This is a genomic window from Eubacterium callanderi (assembly GCF_900142645.1).
Lineage (GTDB): Bacteria > Bacillota > Clostridia > Eubacteriales > Eubacteriaceae > Eubacterium > Eubacterium callanderi.
The window spans coordinates 15280-35857 of sequence record NZ_FRBP01000012.1; the positions used below are offsets into that span (position 1 = coordinate 15280).

Annotated in this window: 13 protein-coding genes and 2 riboswitches; of the genes, 1 reads left to right on the forward strand and 12 read right to left on the reverse strand. The window is 46.2% G+C overall.

The window, feature by feature from the left end:
* Nucleotides 1–2 precede the first annotated feature (2 nt).
* The 5 genes from BUC22_RS15980 to BUC22_RS16000 form a co-directional block, all read right to left on the reverse strand.
* A complete protein-coding gene (locus tag BUC22_RS15980; RefSeq protein WP_013381016.1) occupies nt 3–1439 on the reverse strand; it encodes a trimethylamine methyltransferase family protein in 1437 nt (478 codons plus the stop codon).
* Between the two features lie 19 nt (nt 1440–1458).
* Nucleotides 1459–2742: an MFS transporter gene (locus tag BUC22_RS15985; protein ID WP_013381017.1), complete on the reverse strand. Its 1284-nt coding sequence runs from the start codon at nt 2740–2742 to the stop codon at nt 1459–1461.
* A 451-nt stretch (nt 2743–3193) separates the two neighbouring features.
* Nucleotides 3194–4321, reverse strand: coding sequence for a DUF362 domain-containing protein (locus BUC22_RS15990; protein ID WP_013381018.1), 1128 nt, complete (start codon nt 4319–4321; stop codon nt 3194–3196).
* A gap of 99 nt (nt 4322–4420) precedes the next feature.
* Nucleotides 4421–6169, reverse strand: coding sequence for an ABC transporter ATP-binding protein (locus BUC22_RS15995; protein ID WP_013381019.1), 1749 nt, complete (start codon nt 6167–6169; stop codon nt 4421–4423).
* On the reverse strand, nt 6166–7902 hold the full coding sequence (locus tag BUC22_RS16000; RefSeq protein WP_013381020.1) for an ABC transporter ATP-binding protein: 1737 nt from the start codon (nt 7900–7902) through the stop codon (nt 6166–6168). Before BUC22_RS16000 ends, BUC22_RS15995 begins: the two co-directional genes overlap by 4 nt.
* A 114-nt stretch (nt 7903–8016) precedes the next feature.
* On the opposite strand from BUC22_RS16000, the gene BUC22_RS16005 reads away from it, so the two are divergent.
* Complete coding sequence (locus BUC22_RS16005) at nt 8017–8877, forward strand: LysR family transcriptional regulator (RefSeq protein ID WP_013381021.1); 861 nt, start codon at nt 8017–8019, stop codon at nt 8875–8877.
* Nucleotides 8878–8943: 66 nt separating this feature from the next.
* Nucleotides 8944–9106, forward strand: a riboswitch (cobalamin riboswitch).
* 397 nt (nt 9107–9503) lie between these two features.
* Here the strand turns inward: BUC22_RS16005 and BUC22_RS16010 are convergent.
* The 7 genes from BUC22_RS16010 to BUC22_RS16040 form a co-directional block, all read right to left on the reverse strand.
* Entirely contained in the window at nt 9504–10262 is a 759-nt protein-coding gene (locus tag BUC22_RS16010) for a hypothetical protein (RefSeq protein ID WP_013381022.1), read from the reverse strand.
* A gap of 10 nt (nt 10263–10272) precedes the next feature.
* Nucleotides 10273–15510 (reverse strand): fibronectin type III domain-containing protein, encoded by a 5238-nt coding sequence (locus BUC22_RS16015; protein WP_013381023.1) that lies wholly within the window; start codon nt 15508–15510, stop codon nt 10273–10275.
* 130 nt (nt 15511–15640) lie between these two features.
* A riboswitch (cyclic di-GMP riboswitch) is annotated at nt 15641–15728 on the reverse strand.
* Nucleotides 15729–15877: 149 nt separating this feature from the next.
* Nucleotides 15878–16555 (reverse strand): phosphate signaling complex protein PhoU, encoded by a 678-nt coding sequence (gene phoU / locus BUC22_RS16020; protein WP_013381024.1) that lies wholly within the window; start codon nt 16553–16555, stop codon nt 15878–15880.
* A 14-nt stretch (nt 16556–16569) separates the two neighbouring features.
* Nucleotides 16570–17331 (reverse strand): phosphate ABC transporter ATP-binding protein PstB, encoded by a 762-nt coding sequence (pstB, locus tag BUC22_RS16025; RefSeq protein WP_013381025.1) that lies wholly within the window; start codon nt 17329–17331, stop codon nt 16570–16572.
* Nucleotides 17332–17342: 11 nt separating this feature from the next.
* A complete protein-coding gene (pstA, locus tag BUC22_RS22565; RefSeq protein WP_013381026.1) occupies nt 17343–18548 on the reverse strand; it encodes a phosphate ABC transporter permease PstA in 1206 nt (401 codons plus the stop codon).
* Between the two features lie 5 nt (nt 18549–18553).
* Nucleotides 18554–19435 (reverse strand): phosphate ABC transporter permease subunit PstC, encoded by an 882-nt coding sequence (pstC, locus tag BUC22_RS16035; RefSeq protein ID WP_013381027.1) that lies wholly within the window; start codon nt 19433–19435, stop codon nt 18554–18556.
* A 47-nt stretch (nt 19436–19482) separates the two neighbouring features.
* Nucleotides 19483–20319 carry a phosphate ABC transporter substrate-binding protein gene (locus BUC22_RS16040; RefSeq protein ID WP_013381028.1) on the reverse strand — a complete coding sequence of 279 codons (837 nt, stop codon included), beginning with the start codon at nt 20317–20319 and terminating at the stop codon, nt 19483–19485.
* Nucleotides 20320–20578: the final 259 nt, after the last annotated feature.

Sequence of the window (20578 nt, forward strand, 5' to 3'; positions counted from 1 at the left end):
GGCTAGATCCCTTCCCTGTATGCTTTCGGGATAAATGCGTCCAATAATCTGCATTGGTCTTTTGTCCGGTCTGGCGCCTCATAGGCCTCCAGACGCTTTTGAACCTCGTTCCCGGCTTTCTCCTTAATACTGATGCCCCCTTCATTCTGCCACTGATTTGGGTCCTCTTTATTGAACAAAGACGTTTTATAAAACTCTTCTCGGTACATCTTTGGTGTTCTGCCCTTCAAAAACGTTCCCCGAGGCCCAACCTTTCGGATGGCGTCAAAGCATAATTTCTCTTCCGAACAGTCAATCCCGCTTCGCTCACGCTCAAGCATGCCGATAATTTCCTCATCCATAATGAATTTTTCAAGGCTCAGTACATTAAAGGTGCCCAATGTCCCAATGGTATGGTAGATTACATCCGGCTGAACATCGATTGTTGCCTTTAGGAGCATCATCGTTTCAGCGCCAGCCTGTCCGTCTAAATCTTTGGCGTCTGATAAGGAGCCGCCTGTTCTGAAGGGCAGGCCATAGCGGTCCGCCAGCGCAGCAGTTCCGTAGGCGATTAACGCTGTCTCGGGTGTGCCGATGGTCAGCTGAAGTGTTTTTAAGTCTGAAGAGCCAGATGTATTCCCATAGACAAAGCCCGTTCCTGGCCGTATCAGCTGTATGAGCACCAGCCCTGCCAGTATTTCCGCATTGTTCATTGAGAGGATGCCCGCTACCGAGGGCGGTCCTGTCAGCACTGGCATTGCGCAGGGTGATAAAATCAATGGCTGTTTCTCATCGCAGGCCGCAAAAATCTTTTCGATGGGCGCGCTGTCATAGGTCAAGGGCGACAGCACGTTCAGGCTTCGGTAGCACACATACCGGTCCCTGATCCCTTCAAATTCCTTAATCAGCTGGATACCTTTCCGCGTCAAACCATAAACAGCTCCTGGGTCCAGGCCCAGGGTCATTTCATTGGCATTTATATGGCTTTTCCCCGAATATTTTAAGTCCATGGCGTAAACGCCAAATATTTTTTCCTCATCTGTAAATTGCTTTGTATCCGGAAACTGGTTCAGTACGGCGGAGTCGATGACAGGGCTCATGATTCCCATTTTAAACTGCTTAATATTGTCTTCATTCGTTGTTTTTCGGATTCTTTCCCCATCCTGAATGTAAATGTTGGAAGCAAGGGCGATTTTCATCATGCTGCCGCCGCCAATTTCCATATTTTTATAAGAACTGGAATAAAGCATAAATTTTTCAGGCGCTGCTTGTAAGGCTGCATCCAGCATTTTCTCATCAATAAAAACGGTCTCGCCCTCTACTCTTGCACCGTTCTTTTTAAATACCTCCAGCGCGCGCTCATTTTCAAAATTAACACCGATTTCAGATAATATCCTCAACGTATTTTCATGTATTTTTTCAACCGACGCTTTAGAAATATACTGTTCATAGGCTTTCATATTTTACCTTCTCCCTACTTCACACAGAAGGCTCTGTGTTTTTTTCATCCGCAATTTTCCCTTCTTTTTGAATCACTGCCAGCTTTGCGATGGTTTCCTTATTTCGTTTATGAAAAATAATGGAGATAATACATGCAAATATGGCGCCTGCCGCTGCCGCTATAAAAATAAAGCGGTATGCCAGCTCCGGCGGGTAGGTGTCCAGCCAGTTACCGATGATGATCGGCATAAAGCTGTCCGGTAAAAAACCAATGGTCGAGATAATCCCAATGACCGTGCCCGACATATACATTGGAATATCCGCTTCTGGCAGGGTTGCAAAATAAATGCCTCTGGCTGCCCCAAGGATAATATATCCCAGCGCTGTTCCGATAAATACCAGAATCACAAGAGAGGCCTGCTGTGGAATAATCGCGATGAAAATATTGATGACTGCCAGCAGTGCAGTCACAATAATCAACAATTTTGAAATCCCGGTTTTATTGCTGACGTTCCCTGAGATCAGGGCCCCGATGGGCTGCATATAATCCCTGAACATGCCCAGAATCGCTCCCAGGGTTATTGACAGGCCAAACATCTGCGTCCCGTATGGTGTCATGTAAGGCGTTGTCGTGCAGGAAATAAATGCGCCAAAAACAATAAAGGACATCAGCCAGACATTTGGGTTTTTCAGACAGGTTAAAAGGATCTTTCCAATGCCGAGATTTTGGTCCTTATCTGGTTCATCTCTTTCAAAGAAAATCCAAATGAGAATTCCGATTAATATACAGGCGCCGCCAAAGATAAAAATAACCACCTGCATACCTGTTACAATATTGGAAAACTGGCTGAAAATAAAAATGGCTATTGTCCCAAGAACTGCTGCCAGAATACTTCTGGTCCCCTCAACATCTCCCTGGGCTTTCCCCTCTTCACCTGGTCTGGCAAAAATACGGATGGCTTTGATCAAAGCCGACCAGAAGGTTAAGGTGGTGGTAACCCCTAAAATAGCAAAGAGCACTACCGCTACACGATAATCGGGAATTGTGCCAAACCCTACGCACAACAGCCCTGAAGCCACATATGAAAAAGCCAGCAGCTTTCTTGCTGAAAATTTATCCGCTACCAACCCTCCTAAAAAATATGTGGCAATTGTCATGGTTGTGTATGCGCTTGTCATAATTCCAAGCTCTACGTTTGTGACATTGAACGCCTGAATTAACGCGTCATAAAAGCTTGCTTTCATATAGGGCACATAATAGATAATGCTTGCGCCACACAGGCAAATAAATTGAATCGCTCGTTTAAAATCAAATTTTTTCATTTTTTCCCCCTTGGATTATTATAAAAACATTGTTACCGCGAGCCTTCAGCCTTCTTCTTATTGTTCCCCCTTTCATATAAGATGGCTTGTAATTAATATTTGCAAATTTTATGCCAAGTATATTTTTTATTTTTTTACGAAAATTTACTTAAACTCTTTTTTTTATATCTTTTATTCTCTTATGACAATGATAAATATAGATTTCAAATTTTTTATTATTCTTTTTACACAAAAAATTGCGCGCAATTTTTTGTGTAACTTGTTTTAAAACCTTTACATATTAAGTTTGTATTTTATTAACCGCAATATTTTTTTGCATTCCATTTAAAATTTTATATATTTTTGTAAATTAAATGTTTTTGCCAAATAAAAAAAGACATCCATTCATGAAAAACAAGAATTAATGCCTCCCAAAATAAAAAGCTGCCTGATTATTCAGGCAGCTTTTTCACTATTTTACTTCAATTAATTCATACTGTCTGGTTCCAAGCCCGATTTTTTCTGCGTGCTCCAGACATACGCGCCAGTCCGTTTCCGGGTGTGTGCAGATAAAACGGTCATGGTCTTCAGGATCATGGACATGGTTTTTATGGATCTGGTCTGCCAGATAGCTGCCGGGGATGATGGGCGCTTTGTTGCAGGCATCGGCGCATGCCATGTCAAGAGCGACCGGATCATAAGAAGCAAACATGCCGACGTCCTGAATAATCGGCAGGTCATTTTCGGCATGACAGTCGCAGAACGGCGAAACATCCATTACCAGGCTGATGTGAAAATTCGGGCGGCCTTTTACAACCGCCAGACTGTACTCAGCCATCTTCTTGTTGAGCACATCAAAGCTTTCGTCATTTGGCGTAGCGATGGCGTCAAAGGGACAGATCCCGATACAGCGTCCGCACCCTACACATTTGTCATGGTCAATCACGGCTTTTTCCGGATAAGAGATGGCATTCATCGCACAGATATCCTTACAGACTTTACAGTCACGGCATTTCTTTTCAATGACATGGGGTTTTCCAGCATTGTGCATTTCCATTTTTCCGCGTCTGGAGCCGCAGCCCATCCCTATGTTCTTAAGAGCGCCACCAAAACCAGTGTTCTCATGGCCTTTAAAATGGCTCAGTGTAATGAAGATGTCCGCATCCATAACGGCACGTCCTATTTTTGCCTCTTTGATGTATTCACCATTCACTGGCACCTCCACCTCATCGGTTCCCTTAAGGCCATCGGCAATGATCAGCTGACAGCCGGTAGTAAATGGATTATAGCCATTTTCATAGGCAGCGTCGAGATGCTCCAGGGCATCCTTCCGGCGGCCTACATACAGGGTGTTGCAGTCTGTCAGAAACGGCCTGCCTCCCTGCTCCTTAATCAGCTCCACCACCACACGGGAAAAATTTGGCCGGAGATAGGCGATATTTCCGGGCTCTCCAAAATGGATTTTAATGGCTGTAAATTTATTTTCAAAATCAATTTCGGTCATTCCTGCCTCAATGATCAGCTTCTTAAGCTTTTGCAGGAGATTCATTTTTGGATTTGCCCTGAAATTCGTAAAATAGACCTTTGCTTTTTCGTTCATATTTATTTAACGCCTCCTTGAATTGTTCCAAATTATTTTATCATAAACCTGTCGGTTTCGGTACTTGTTTTAATATCTTGTAATCGTAAAGTAAAACAGCTATTCGTTTCCCTCAAACTGGCTGTTATAAAGCTTTGTATAAAAACCGTTCTGCGCCATCAGGGTCTCATGGTTTCCCCGCTCAATAATACGCCCCTGGTTCATAACCAGAATTGTATCGGCGCTGCGGATAGTGGACAGGCGGTGGGCAACCACAAAGCTGGTCCTCCCCTTCATCATGTCATTAAAGGCGTTCTGGATACGCACTTCCGTCCGTGTGTCAATGCTGCTGGTCGCTTCATCCAGAATCAGCATCGGCGGTTTGGTCAGCATCACTCTGGCGATACAGAGCAGCTGACGCTGTCCCTGGGAAAGATTGTCGCCGCCTTCGGCAATCTGGGTATCATACCCTTTTTCAAGCTGCCTGATAAAGCTGTCCGCATAGGCTTTTCGTGCCGCCTCTACGATCTCCTCATCAGTGGCGTCCGGCCTGCCATAGGCTATATTTTCCCGGATCGTTCCAGAGAACAGCCAGGTGTCCTGAAGCACCATGCCATACTGCCCCCTGAGGCTGCTGCGGGTAACGCTTTTTACCGGGTGCCCGTCCACTGCAATACTGCCGCGGTCCACATCATAGAAGCGCATGAGCAGGTTGATAATCGTGGTTTTTCCGCAGCCTGTCGGTCCGACCAGCGCGATCCGCTGCCCTGGCTCAGCAGTGATGTTCAAATCCTTAATAAGGCGCGTATCCGGCTGGTATGAAAAGTCCACATGCTCCACGCACACCGCGCCTTCTGCCGGTGGCAGTGCCGGCAGCTCTGCATCGCTGGGCTCAGGCCGTTCATCCAGGAGGGCGAATACTCTCCGCGCCGAGGCAAAGGCTGTCTGGATTTCTGTCAGCACGCCGGTCACCTCGTTAAAGGGCTTGGTGTACTGGTTAGCATAAGATAAAAAGCTTGACAGCTGTCCGACGCTCAGGCCACCCCCAATGACTGAAATAGCCCCTGTTATACCCACAGCGGCGTAAACCATGGCGTTGACAAAACGTGTGGAGGGGTTGGTCAGCGATGAGTAAAACTGGGCGCGCACGCCGCAGCGGTAAAGACGCTGGTTGATGGCCTCAAACGCCTGCTCTGCCTTTTCTTCATGGCTGAAAGCTGTAACGACCTTCTGGTTTCCAACCATCTCTTCCACAAAACCGCTCAGGTCACCGCGCACCACAGACTGCTCTTTAAACTTACTGTATGAAAGCCTCGCGATGATCCCTGCCACAAAGATGGATAAGGGCGTTACCAGCACCACAACCACTGTGATGCTCATATTGATTGACAGCATGAACGCCAGCGTTCCCAGAATCGTCACCACTCCGGTAAAGAGCTGGGTCAGGCCCTGCAGCAGGCCATTTGAAATCAGCTCGATATCATTGACAAAACGGCTCATCAAATCGCCGTGAGAATGGCTGTCGATATATTTCAGCGGCACAGTGTTAAACTTCTCAAAAGCATCTTTTCGGATATTCTGAATCGTTTTATAGGTAATCTGGTTGGTGCATAGGCTCATGAGATACTGGAAAACAACAGTGACGCCGATATTAACCCCAAGAATGATCACATAGCGCATAACGCCTGAAAAATCCACCTGTCCCGGCCCTACGATATAATCGACCCCTCGGCCGATCAGGATAGGCATCCATAAGGACAGCGCGATGCTGATTACCGCACAGACAAGGCCCAGAAAAAGAAAAATGCCATATGGCTTTGCGTAAGCCCATAATCTTGGAATAACCGGTACTTTATTTTCTTTTCTCATTGGCTGGCCTCCTGACTGCTCAGCTGTGAAAGGCAGATTTCGCGGTATACACCGCAAGTCTTAAAAAGCGTTTCATGGCTGCCGAATCCCGCCATTCTTCCCTGATCCAGCACGATGATCCGGTCGGCGTTTTTTACAGTGGTAACCCGCTGCGACACCATAAGCACCGTCATGCTGCCTGTTTCCCTGTTTATAGCCTTTCTGAGAGCCGCATCTGTCGCAAAGTCAAGGGCGCTGGCACTGTCATCCAAAATCAGAATTTCAGGACGGCGCACCAGTGCTCTGGCGATGGTCAGGCGCTGCTTCTGGCCTCCTGACAGGTTCTTTCCGCCCTGGTATATCTCAGTGTCTAACCCCTTTGGCATTTTTTGAATGATTTCAGCCGCCTGGGCAATTTCCAGCGCCCGACCGATTTCCTCATCATTAGCCCTTGGATTTCCCCATTTCATATTCTCCCGGATCGTTCCGGTAAAAAGGACTGGTTTTTGAGGAACCATGCCGGTTTTTAAGCGCAGATGCTCCAAAGGGTATTCCTGTACCCTGATCCCATCTACGCGGACGCTTCCCCCCGTTACATCGTAAAATCGGGGAATCAGATTGACCAGTGTACTCTTCCCGGCACCTGTACCGCCGATAATACCGATGGTCTCGCCCTTTTTAATCGAAAAGCTGAGATTTCTCAGGGCATATTCATTATTTTGATTGTAAGAAAAAGAAACATTCTGAAATTGTATTTCATCATCCGTTTCGGCGGATACTTCGGATAAGCGCGCACTGCCTGGGGTGATTGAAGGCCTGGTATCAAAAACCGCGTTAATCCTCGCCGCGCTGGCAGCTGCCTTGGTAAAGATCACCACAAGATTGGCCGCAACGATCAGCGCCAGCAAAATCTGCGTCATATAATTGATAAAGGCAATCACCTCTCCCTGGCTCAGATCACCGGCGTTGACACGGATGCCGCCAAACCAGAGGATAAAGAGAATGGCGACATTGACAATGGCATAGGTAAGAGGATTGAGCAGCGACGAAATACGCCCGGCCTTCAGCGATGCTTTCATCAGATTCTCATTTGCCGCCGCAAAACGGGCTGTCTCGCTCTCCTGCTTTGAAAATGCCCGGATTACCCGTACCCCGTCCAGATTTTCACGGGTAATGAGTGATATCCCATCAATCTTTGACTGGATTTTTTTGTAGACGGGCACGGCGCGGCTCATGACAAAATAGATGGTCAGCGCAATGAGCGGCGCCGCTACCAAAAAAACAACTGACAGCTTCAGATCAATGGTCATCGCCATAATCGTCGCGCCGATAATTAAAAAAGGCACCCGAAGCAAAAGCCGGATGGTCATGGCCACTGCCACCTGCAGCTGGTCGATATCATTGGTTATCCGGGTAATGAGTGAAGGTGTGCCGATTTTATCAATCTCGGCATAGGAAAGCCGGTTAATGTGCGCAAAAAAATCACGCCGCATAAGCGTGCCTGTCCCCTGAGAAGCCCTGGCGGCAAAATATTGGGCAATCAGCGCAAAGCACAGACCCGCCGCGCCCAGAGCCACCATCAGCCCACCCATATGATAGACATACCGGGTATCGCCATTTTTTATTCCCACATCAATAATGCTGGCCATGACCAGCGGGACAATCAGCTCAAAAACCGCCTCAGTCAGCTTGAAAAATGGTCCGAGTATCATCTCTTTTTTAAAATGCTTAAGATAATGCGCTAGTTTTAACATTTCTCTTCTCCTGTCTTTACGTCTCATCAGGACTATGTTATCATAAAAATAACCATATGAATAATATTTAGTTTATATATCTTCTATACAAAAAACAAATAGAAAGGAATCCCAATGGATCTCAAACAGCTGCTTTATTTTAAAACAGTGGTGGAGGAGGGAACAATCTCCGCCGCGGCTAAAAAGCTGAATCTCTCTCAACCTCCGCTCAGCCAGCAGATCAAACAGCTGGAATCCGAGCTGGGCGTCACGCTGATGGAGCGCGGCGCCCGAAAAATTACTCTGAACGAAGCAGGCAGAGTGTTGTATGAAAAGGCCTGTACCCTGCTCACACTGGCAGAACAGACCGTGCAGGAGCTCCGCGATATTCACGACGGCCTGGAGGGCACGCTCACCCTCGGCACCATCTCTTCTTCCGGCGCTATCATTTTGTCGGACGCGCTCCCGGCTTTTCATTCTCTTCACCCGCATATCCGGTTCGAGCTTCACGAAGGCACTACCTTTCAGGTCATCGACCTGTTAAATGCCGGCATTATCGAGCTCGGCATTGTGCGCACGCCTTTTCATTCAGAAGGATTTGAAACGCATTTTTTAGAGTCTGAGCCCATGGTTGCAGTCGGCGCTCCTGCTTTTTTTGAGGGTATTGCCTCCGATATTATTACACTCCAGGCGCTGTCTCAAAAGCCGCTGATCTATTATCGCCGCTTTGAGTCTCTGATTGAAGGCGCTTTTGAATCGGCAGGCTTGCCCTCAAAGGCGGTCTGCAAAAATGATGATGCCCGGACATCTCTCATGTGGGCCAATGCTGGCATCGGCGTTGCGGTAATCCCCAGCTCCGCCAGCCGGATCATCGACTCTGCCAATACTGTCTGTAAAAATATTGACGCCAAAGTTCTGAATACGCAGGTAGCCCTGATCTGGCGAAAAGGACATACCCTGAGCCGTATCGCCCGTTCTTTTTTGACCTTTTTTTAACATTGTAGCCTTCTTTCGTTTTCACCCTTGACAAACCACAATATCTGGTGTATCATATGATTAGTTAAATATTGAATGATCCTATGTTCAAGGGAAAAAGGTGAAAATCCTTTGCTGTAATCGCAGCTGTAAGGTAAAATGCCCGTTTCAATCCACTGTCCTGACGGATGGGAAGGGAAACCGGATGATATTACCAAGCCAGAAGACCTATATAGGAGTTTATTCTTAAGTGCCTCCGATTTAGAGGGTTTGAGAGCTACCATGTACTGTGTTAGTATTTTTTATCCTTCTTCGTATCCGGAGAAGGATTTTTTATTTCTCCTCCTTCCCGTACATGGTTGGACTTCAATGAACACAGAAACTACATCTCCAACAATTTAATCATCGCTCAATATTTGACACTTGTTTGGGATTAAAATCTGCCATTTTAAAACGCCAAAAGGGGTGGTGTGTAACACCCCTTTCCCCAAACAATTTAAACAGTTCCCAATATTTATTAAAATACTGTGTATTATTTATTAATACTGTCCTCCCTTTTTCTAGCTTTAACGCCTGAAAAGATTAATCAATTTCTCAAAAAACAGAAATCCCGCTGAATCTATCAGCGGGATTTTTGTTTTTATTTTTTATAAGATTCTTTTGCGTTTAAAGGCCATCAGCCCTGCCAGCATGACAATGAGTATGCCTGCTGTTATAAAAGCCGCGGCATCCGGGTCTGTAATGACACCGGTTGCCGGGTTGCCGGCTCCGTAAGGTGCAGAGGACGACGGCGCAAGATTATTTTCTGCGATGCTGTCTGGATTCTCATTGCCCTGGCCGTTTTCCGGACTGTCTGGTCTGGTGTCCGGCTTTTGATCAGGATCTGCTGTATCCTGATGTTCGATGACCAGATTATCGTCGGAATCTTTGTCCAGTCCGATTATCTCAGCTCTGCTTTTCTGATAATCCGAAACATCGACCATTTCAAGCTGGCTGGCTTCAACGGTGTATTTTTCACCTGCTTTTCCCTTAACCGTCAACGTACCGATGTCAATTTTACCTGCTGGCAGCTGCCCTTTTCGGGTAACGGCCAGCGTGGCTTCTTTTCCATCATTTCTTGTGATAATTTTCACACGGCTGTCCTCTGTGCTGAGGGCACTGCCTGCCTGAATTGTTCCGGTGAAGGCTGCTCCGTCACCGGAAATTTTTAATTCAAGGGAAAAGCCTTTAATGGTTTTATCCCCCAGATTTGTCAGCGAAAGATTAACCTGATTCGCATTTTGTCCTTTTGTGACCAACAGCTCAGGGCTGTTATCTGCTGCCAGGACTGGCATTGAAAAAAGGATTGCCATGAGGGTCGCAAGACAGCCAATGCCTATTTTTTTCAGTTTTTTATTTTGCTTCATTACTGCTCTCCTATTCCTCTGGTATCTGTTCGCCGGTCAGCCTGATGTTCGGCAGGCTGTCGGGTAATTTCACGTCAAATGTATCACTGGTGAGGCGCTGCCCTTCATTGGTTTCCATATTATTGACTCGGTATAGCTCAACCTTAACCGTCACCGGAAGCTTCTTCATATCCAGCTGATCCTTATCAATCCAGTAAATCCAGGTTCCCTGGCTGATTTCACCGATATTGCCATTTTCCGGTATATTGGCCATAAAGATACTCGCTGCTTCATTATCCTTACCGACAACGTTGTTGCCGTCTTGATCCTTCAGCAGCACAGCGTTAAAGCCCGGATGCCCACGATAGCTGCCCGTAAAAATAAGGGATCCAGCCTTAATGGCCGGCTGGTCCGGATCATAGACAAAATCCTCTTCCAACAATCCTATGCCACTCTGCTCAAGCTCCACATTATCTCCCGGAGGTCCAATAATATCAAGCTCTGCCGCGCTTACGCCTGCCGCACCATTTGCTATGATCCGCACATACTCTGCCCGGTAGGTGATCAACTGGTTCGCACCCTCCTGGTCCTTTTCATTAAAATAAACGGTCGCTTCAGGCTTTTCTGTAGTCATTGCGAAGCTGCCCTTTGCGGCATCCTGCCATTTCACACCATCCTCACTTACCTGGATGGTATAATTTTTGATGGTATTCTCCACAAAGGCTCCATCTTTTACCGCTGCTGTGTATTTAAAGCCGACAACAGGCATATTTTCATGCAAATTGATGGTAATCTGCGGATTGTTTGTGGTCTTAGTTCCTTCATAGATACTGCCATAATCATTGTCATAGAGCTTGGCCAGCGCCGGATGGCTTAGACCTGAGCCCGTACAATCCTCGATATATTCATCGCCTTCAGAAGTCATATCGGTATCCATGGTCCATTTTGTCTTTGCGATGCTTCCGTCATGCTGGATTTTGATCGGCTCGAGCGCCAGAGCTTCGGTTTTATTCAGGTAATTGTCGTAAGCCACCACCTCGTATTTCAGCACACGGTTGTTCATTGAGGAGATCACGTCTGTGTAGGAATTGCCTGTTGTAAAGCCAACCACCTCCCCATTTCGGATAATTTCATAGCCTAAAATCGCTTCAGAACTTTTGTTTACACCCAAATTGAAAGTAATCTTCTTTGAGTCCTTCCCATTTTCCACGGTATGGTTCAGAGTCGCCTCAACCTTTGTATTCTTAGCCATTGCCGGCGCCCTTTCAATCCGTTTGTGTCTGGCGTCATCGTTCAGATAATAGATCGCCCGTTCCTCTTTGGGATACTTGCTCACATACTCAATGGTTTCTTCATTTGGCGTCAGCCCCCACTTTTCAAAATAAGCGGTTAAATCCTTTTTGGCTGTATCACTCGCCATACGGATTAACAGGTTATCTTTGTCTGTCTTCATCGTATTTCTACGGTAATTTTGATACAGGCGGCCATAGAAGCTGTCGGGATCATCGAGATTGTTGTAGGTATCATCATATGCGAGGTGCAGCTGCCAGAACATACCCAACTGTGTAAATACATTGCTCGCGTAGCCCTTTGTGCCAGAAGTGACCTTCTGGTATATTGCGGGGTAATCGGCCCGTGCTTCTGCTTTCTCATCAAAGGTTTTTACAAGCTGAGAGAGGATATTGTTGGATGTTTCACCGTAGACCATATCACCCTCATCGGTCACATGTCCAATTTCATGGGCGATTCCCCAGCCATAGAGGTTTCCGCCTCCCATGGTTCCGTCCGCCTGTTTCGTATGCGGCCGTCCATGTGTCAGACCGCCGACTGAGCCATACTCAATGCCAATATGCTGGCCGGTGGCATACATAAACGCGCCGGTAAACATACGGGTATAACGGATATTAATTCTGGAGCCAGGCCATTTATCTTTAGCATTCTCCGCATCTCTGGACAGTCCTTTTGAATTATAGGTAATGTCCATCAGCTGTTCCATGGCCAGACTGTTCTGATAGAGCTGCTCAATCTGTTCGCTTTCACTGCCGTTAAGGGCTTCGAGCACAGCTGTCGCCGGTACAGAAAGCAGCATCTGGTTCGTCATAATATCGGTGCTGTTGTAAATGCTGGATTTTTTATCCCATTGATGTTTCGATTCTTCACCGGCATACATGTCCGGCACTTTGGCGACAAAAGCTTTCAGTTCTTTAATATAGGACTGGATCGCCGTTTTTGCGTCATTCTCATCTGTGATTCCCGTTAAATTCAAGTATGGGATCTTTGTCGCTCCTGCCACTCTCACCTTGATATCCTTACCGGATGGGCTGGCATTAGGATAGCGGATATACAGGGCTCCGCCGCGTTCACTGTCTTCACCGCCAATCTGCTCAAGGGTAATTTCGTTCTTCCCTTTCTTTAAATTAACGGTTTTGCTCCAGCCTGTTTTGACGTCAGGATGGTATTGGGTATAGACAAGCTGCGGAAGAACATTTCCTTCTGTTCCCACATAAACGTTGATGGTATCGCCCGCTTTTGCGGCCAGGCCCAGCGGCTGAAAATCATTCAGCGCCATGGCAAAGCCCAAATTGCCATTTTTGGCGTTTGATACATTCTGGTCTACAAGAACCGTATCATCAATATTGGTTTCACTCAGAATCGCTTTTGCCAATATGAGCTCTGAAAGAATGGAATCCTTATCTGGATGAAACTCTCCGCTCACAGTATCTGGAGTATTGGCGCGCTCAATAAGCTTATCCACAATCTCCATGGTTACGCTGTCTCTCAGTTCCACATGTAAATCATCCATGAACAGGGCGTTTGTTTCATCTGCCAGACTGTCGTAAGTGTAGAATTTTATTTCCGAAATTCGGCAGCGCGCATTGGGTGCGCCGGCCCAGTAGAGCGCTGGATTCATCTGAATTTTGACGGGTTTAATCTTTTCATTGATGCGGATACGATAGTATTCTTTTCCATTGGTGCTCTTTTTCGCCTGAACCGCAAAGTCTTTTCCGATGTTCAGATCGTGTGCCTGTCCGGCCTCATCCCACCAGCGGATTTTCATGTAGGCGTTATATGTGCTTGGCTCACCTTCGCCGCGCACCAGCACAATATCGTTCATTTCATAGGACTGGTCAAATTCTACGACCGGCGCCTGAAGCTTGCCTGACCAGCCGCCGGCATTCCAGCCCCCATAATTCCAATACGAGGTATAGTCATTGTCCACAATATCAAATTTATCATAGGCCTGTTCATAATCACTTTCCTTTAAATAAGGATAAGTGACGTCCTTAATATGGGCGGTGGGCTGGTTAACCTCACCGGCACGGTTGATCAGCTTATAATTTGATGTAACCGGCGGCTCAATGGATTCTGTGGTGCAGGTATATACAGATGATCTTGCCCCTTCACCAATGGCGTTATAGCCGGTCAGGTAAACTTCATATTCAGCCTGATCCTTAAGGTTTTCAATCACATAGCTGGTGTTTTCTAAATTTCCAGCCTTGGTGTATTCACCGTTTCCCTTTTCACGGTAGTAGACATTATATCCAGTAGAATTTTTTTGTTTTTCCCAGTTAACCGTAATCTGGCGGTATCCGCCTTTTAGGGTGATTCCCTCTGGCTGTTCAGGCACTGAGGTTGGCAGCGGTATTCCTATTACGGGTGCGCTGAAGCCGCTTTCCCAGTTTCCGCCCTCTGATCGGTTAACAGACTGAACCGAAATTTTATACTCCACAAAGTTTGTCAAATCGCTGATCGTCAGGTAAGTTCCATCCACAGGTGTCAGCACAGTCTCTGCCTTACCGCTTTTGGGGTCTGTATAACTCATTTTAACCTCATAGCCTGTTACATTGCTCTGTGCTTCCCAGCTGACAGTCAGACTTTCATTGCCAGAGGCTACCTGAACATTTGTCGGGATGCTCGTCACCTGCTCGACTATTTTATCCTTGGTATTATTCAAGAATTCAACCTTTGAAATTTCCGCCAAATTACTGCTCGCCTTATTGGTTTCTTTTACAATGATCGTAACCTTTTTAATCGCAACCTGCCCTTTCAGGTCAATAACAATGGTTGACGGGGAGGCTTCATCTGTCAAAAAGAGATAATCCGCCTGTCCTTGGAGATCGAAATCCACAGATTTTATGTTGTCCAGTTCATCGGTTACCTCAATGGTTCCCCTCTTTGGCGCATTTTCAAGCCCCAGTTCACTGGGGGCAATGCGAAGCTCTGTCGCTATGACTGGCTCCTTCATTACAAGCGGAATTCTCAGAGGCGTATCCTCCGAAATAGCGCTTCCATCTTCCCTTGCAAACTGAACCGCGCCTGCCTGGTCGGAGGCCGTACTGAAAAGTTTTGCAATATCCCCGCTTTTTATCGTCACAGGATCCTTTTCACCTGTTTTGATTTCCACGTTGTCAGGATCTACAATCGGGGAGGTGTCACTGATCTGTACTTTTCCTGAGTCATGGGACACACCCATATTTTCCTGTAAATAGACCAGATCAACAATATCCACGGTTCCATCTCCATTCAGGTCACAGTCCGCTTCAGAAGAACCAAGGCTTTTCATAACCGCATCGTAATCGGCATCGTCAATGCTGCCGTTTTGGTCGACATCGCCTGTTAAAATTGAACCGCCCATAAATTCGACACGTTTGGAACTTCCCTGGAGACTTACCTGCGCCTGAGCTGGCACTACTCCCTTGTCAGAGACGGTGACAGTGTAGTCTCCAATCGGCAGACTGTAAAAATTGACATTGGCAAAATAAATCTTTGCATCGGGCTTTTGCTCATTGTAAAGAACGCTGCTGCTGTCCACCTTATTAGAATCTCTGTCAAAAAGCAGTGTCTTATACTGGATACTCCTGCTGCCAAAATCCGTTGTGGCCTTTTCGCTGACGACATCCTTTAAAGGGATTTCCTTGGACGTACCGTCGCTGGCTGCCAGAGTCAGGACTGCTGTTTCTGACAGCTTTGTTCTTGGTTGGCTAAAGTGGATTTCCACCTCGATATTTCCCACCAGGTCAACAGACGCTCCTGCATTGAGGGCACCCGCCTCTTTCTTTTCCGGCTGAGGCTCAGAAGACTCAACTGCCTCAGAAGATGCCTCCTCCACACTTTCCGCTGTTTTGTCCACTTCCTGATTTTCTGTCACGGTATTATTCTCTGTTATTTGGGCTGAAGGCTCCTGTCCCGCTTCCTCCGCCAGAATAGATACCGGAAAGCTCGCAAACAGCATAACAACTGACATAAAACAAGCTAACCATTTTTTCATGTTTTTTTCCTTTCCTTCTCTTATATAAATACTCCCAGTCTTTTGCCGCTCATCTTATTACGCTCGTACAAACAAAAAACGACTGCGAAAGGGCGCAGCCGGGCAGTGTCCATCGATGAGGATGGATTTCCGTAGCAGCTGGCTGCCATTACCGGTTACCGGTTTTAGGCCCTTTAGTTTTGCGTCTCTGCCTTTCAACAGATTTGCCCTTTTTACGTTTTAAAAACGTTATTAAATTAAAATCACTATAGACTATGTCTCATTATAACAGGCACGATTCGCCGCGTCAAGAATCATTGATTATTTCGCAATAAAAAGATAAAGACCAGAGTAAAAAGCTACTCTGGTCAAAAATATAAGCTACGACTTACTCGTCTTCAGGAATTGTGTTTAAATCATTAAAATCCATGTAATTTCCGGTCACAATGAAATATACTGTTTCAAAAATATTGGTGGCGTGATCGCCAATTCTCTCCAAATGACTTCCAATAAAGGAAAAACTCATGGCCTGGAGCGCCATCTCTGGATTTTTGTTGATTTCTGCAATACAGTCACTGTGCAGGGTATTATTCAAACGGTCAATTTCATCCTCATATCGGACCACATCGTCCATTTTACTGATATCCTCATCAATATAAGCCTGTATGCACATTTTCAGCTGGTCTTCCACCATCTTCGCCATCTGTGGAATATTATCGAGCTTTTTGTAGTATTCCTCCTTGCGCAGACAGATCACCTTTTGGCAGATATTAACCGCTAAATCCGCGATTCTCTCAAGGTTTGTAATAATCTTATAGGTTGAAGAAAGCCTTCTCAAATCTCCCGCAACCGGCTGCTGTCTTGCAATAACCTCGCTGACGATCTGCTGAAGCTGAATTTCCTTCAAATCCACGATATCATCTCGGCTGATGACACTCCTGGCCAGCTTTACATTTTGTTCTTCCAGCGCTGTAATTGAATCGGACAGCATCCGTTCTGCCTGGGAAGACATCAGCAGAATTTCATTCTTAATGGTTTTTAATTCTTCATTATAAACTTCTCTCATTATTCGCTCCTTTATCAACCAAATCGTCCGGTAATATAATCCTCAGTACGTTTATCTCCCGGATTCATAAAAATGGTGTTAGTTTCATTATACTCAACGATTTCTCCCATAAGGAAGAATGCCGTTCTGTCCGAGATTCTGGCTGCCTGCTGCATGGAGTGTGTTACGATGATAATCGTATAATTCTTTTTAAGCTCCTCCATAAGATCCTCAATTTTTGAAGTAGCGATGGGATCAAGGGCAGAGGTTGGCTCATCCATCAGAATAACCTCCGGCTGCATGGCGATGGTTCGGGCAATGCAGAGACGCTGCTGTTGTCCGCCGGAAAGGCCAAGAGCCGATTTGCCCAGACGGTCGCTGACTTCATCCCACAGCGCTGCCCCCACCAGGCTGTCATGGACAATTTTATCAAGTTTCTTCTTATCTTTCAAGCCCTGGCATTTTGGTCCATAGGCGATATTGTCATAAATACTCATCGGGAACGGGTTAGGCTTTTGAAAAACCATGCCCACCTTTGTTCTGAGCTGAATGACATCCGTATCTTTTTCATAAATATTTTTGCCGTCAAAATTCAGCGTCCCTTCAATACGGACAGAGTCGATTAAATCGTTCATACGGTTCAGGCAGCGCAAAAATGTAGATTTACCACAGCCAGAAGGACCGATAAAAGCGGTTACTTCATTCTCATAAATATCAATATTGATCTTCTTCAAGGCCTGAAAATCGCCGTAATATAAATCCAGATCCTTCACATCAAATTTTTTCTTCTTATCCATTTTAACCTCGTCTATTTTTTATGGGCAACATCCAGCTTGTCCGCTGCCAGCCTCGATAAAATATTCAATACAATAACGATCAATACAATGACAATGCCAATGGCACAGGCCAGCTCAATGTTTCCCTCTTCCTTAGCCACATAGTAAGCCTGAACCGTCAGTGTGCTTCCCGGTGAAAACAGCGTTCCTGGGATCTGCGCAACGGTCCCTGCCGTCAGCAGCAGCGCTGCCGATTCGCCGATTACCCGGCCAATACTCAGGAGCACCGCGGTCACAATACCAGGAACCGCTGAGGGCAGCACGACCTTAAACACCGTCTGAAGCTTCGTCGCGCCAAGTGCCAGGGAGCCTTCACGATAACTGACCGGAACAGTCTTAAGGGCTTCTTCTGTGCTTCTTATAATAACCGGAAGCAGAATAATCGCCACTGTTAAACTGCCTGACAGTAAAGATATCTGAAATTTCAGGGCGACAACGAAAAACGCCATCCCAAAGAGACCAAAAATAATCGACGGAATACCTGAGAGACACTCTGTGGCAAACCGGATCGCGTTGACCAGTCTGCCGGGCTTGGCGTATTCAGTCATGTATATGGCCGCCAAAATACCGATTGGCAGCGCAATGATCAGTGACAGAAACACCATATACAGTGTTGTGATAATATTGCTGAAAATGCCACCGCCAGGGTTGACCACCTTCAGCTTGAGCGTACTGCCGCCATCATCGACCAGCTGGGCAATTTCCTGCAGCGATAAATCTGCCACGTCAGCGCCATCCACGCTTTCCAGTACATAGTCTGTTTTGACCGCTGTGCCTTTGCCGGTTGTGTCCTTCGTGGCGTTTAAGCTCGAATCTTTTTCGATATAACTGAAAATCACCTGCTTGTGCTGTTCGTTTCTCTTTGAATAGTCGACCTTCATAATGGCCGCCCCTAAGGACTCGATATAAAGCGGCTCGCCATCCGGCGTTTCATATTTTTTGTAGTAATCCGATTTTGACAAAAGATCCGCCTCATTGATCGAGAGGGGAACCTCTTTCTTTTCCGCCATCTGATAGCCGACCTTATCGTTAAAATCTCGGGTGATAAAGTTCCAGTCCACCATGCCAATCCCTTTTACAAAGATAAAACCAATGATAAATAATAAAATACCAAGAGTAATGGCTGTGGCAGCGTAAATAATTCCTTTTACGCAATTGTCTTTTACTTTTCTGCTCATGCTCCTCAGCCTCCAATTTTTGATTCGACAAATTTATTAACGATAAAATTGATGATCATAATAAATACAAACAGAACCACACCTGTAGAGAACAGAAGCTGCTGATGTACCCCAGAAGCATAGCCCATTTCAAGGGCGATATTGGTGGTTAATGGCCGGATCTGGTCAAAAATACTGGTGGGAATGCCAGCGATAGGATTACCGCATACCAGCATAACCGCCATGGTCTCACCAATCGCCCGGCCAATCCCCAAAATAATACCTGTGATAATACCCGATCTGGCCGCTGGGATAATCACCTTGAAGATGGTCTGGATCTTAGAAGCGCCCAGGGCCAGAGAGCCCTCGCGGTATGCGTCTGGAACTGCGGATATGGAGGTTTCAGAGATACTGACCACTGTCGGCAGGATCATGACTGCCAAGACAATGATCGTCGCTAAAAGGGATTCACCCTGGGCCATAGGCGAAATTTTAAGTACATAGGGCACAATGATCCCAAGACCAAAAACACCGTACAGCACTGAGGGAATACCGGCCAGCAGTTCAACGGCAAACCGGACTATTTTTCCAATCCGTGTGCCTGCCAGCTCGGAGATAAACACAGCTGTCAGCAGTGCGATGGGAACGCCAATGGCAATGGCCCCCAGGGTCGCGTAAACTGAGCCGACAATCATGTAAAAAATACCATACATATCTGATCCCGGCCGCCATTCTGTCCCTGAAATGAACTTCCAGAAGGAATAAGAGCCGTTAACAAAAGGCTCCAGCCCGTTGACAAACACATAGATGGTAATGGTAACGACGCTGATGATCGATACAAGGGCGCAAAGTAAAAAAATCTTTTCAACAACTTTCTCGCCTACTTTGGTTTGTTTCTTTTCTTCCAAGTAAATGATCTCACTTTCTTAAAGAATTTTATTTTAAAAGTAGAATCCTATCTTACGCTGATTCCACCATTTTTTTCTACAATCGTCTGTCCCTCGTCTGTCATAATAAAATCAAGAAAAGCTCTGGTCTGCGGTGTGAGGTTTTTTTCATTATAAAGCGCTAAAAATGGCCGTGACAAGGCATAACTTTCATTCAGCACATTTTCCATGGTCGCCTCCACCCCGTCTACCCTGAGCGGTTTGACGGACCGGTCCACAAAGGTAATGGACACATAGCCGATGGCATTGGGATTTGCTGAGACTGTGGACTGAACATTTCCGTTGCCTTCCTTGACTGTAGCGCTGGGCTTCAGCTGTTCTGTAAAATCCAGAAGCTCTTCCACCGCGGTTCGTGTTCCGGCGCCGTCTTCTCTCGACACCACCGCTATAGGGCGGTCTTCACCGCCGACGTCCTTCCAGTTTGTAATCTTTCCGGTATAAATCGCCTTAATCTGATCTTTTGTCAGATCTTTTACAGGGTTCTCGTCATTGACGATTACCGCAATACCGTCATAGGCAAATATCAATTCAGTCAGATCTGTCTTTTCAGACTCCTTGAGCTCTCTGGACGCGCATCCAAAAGAATACGTGCCATTTGCCGCGTTTTTAATGCCATCGGAAGAGCCTGTGCCGCTGTAGGTAAATTTTACTGCCGGATGCAACGCTCCAAATTCCGCGCCCTCAGCGTCTATAATTTTTTGAACAGAGGTGGAGCCCCCTCCATTTATTTCTCCTGAAATTTCACTTGAATAAGAGGGCGTCACCTCATTGCCGCAGCCAGAAAGCGAAAAAGACAGCAGAACCAGCACTGTCAATGCCGCCATCCAAGACAAAGATCTTTTCATTATTCATTCTCCTTCATGATTAACCTAAATTTAACATTACGGTAATCATATCAAAGAAAGCCGCCGGATTCGTGCAGAGAATGTTAAGCCAATGTTAAAATCAGGTTAAATCGCACCACTTACACTCCGGTTTATCACGCGCGGTATTTTGCCTTAAATCTTCGTTTTTCTTATCTGATCAAAATCTTGTTTTTCTGTTCAGGACTCTTCAATTATAGCGAACCCATGTTAAGAGCGTATTACGAACAGGTTAAGGCTC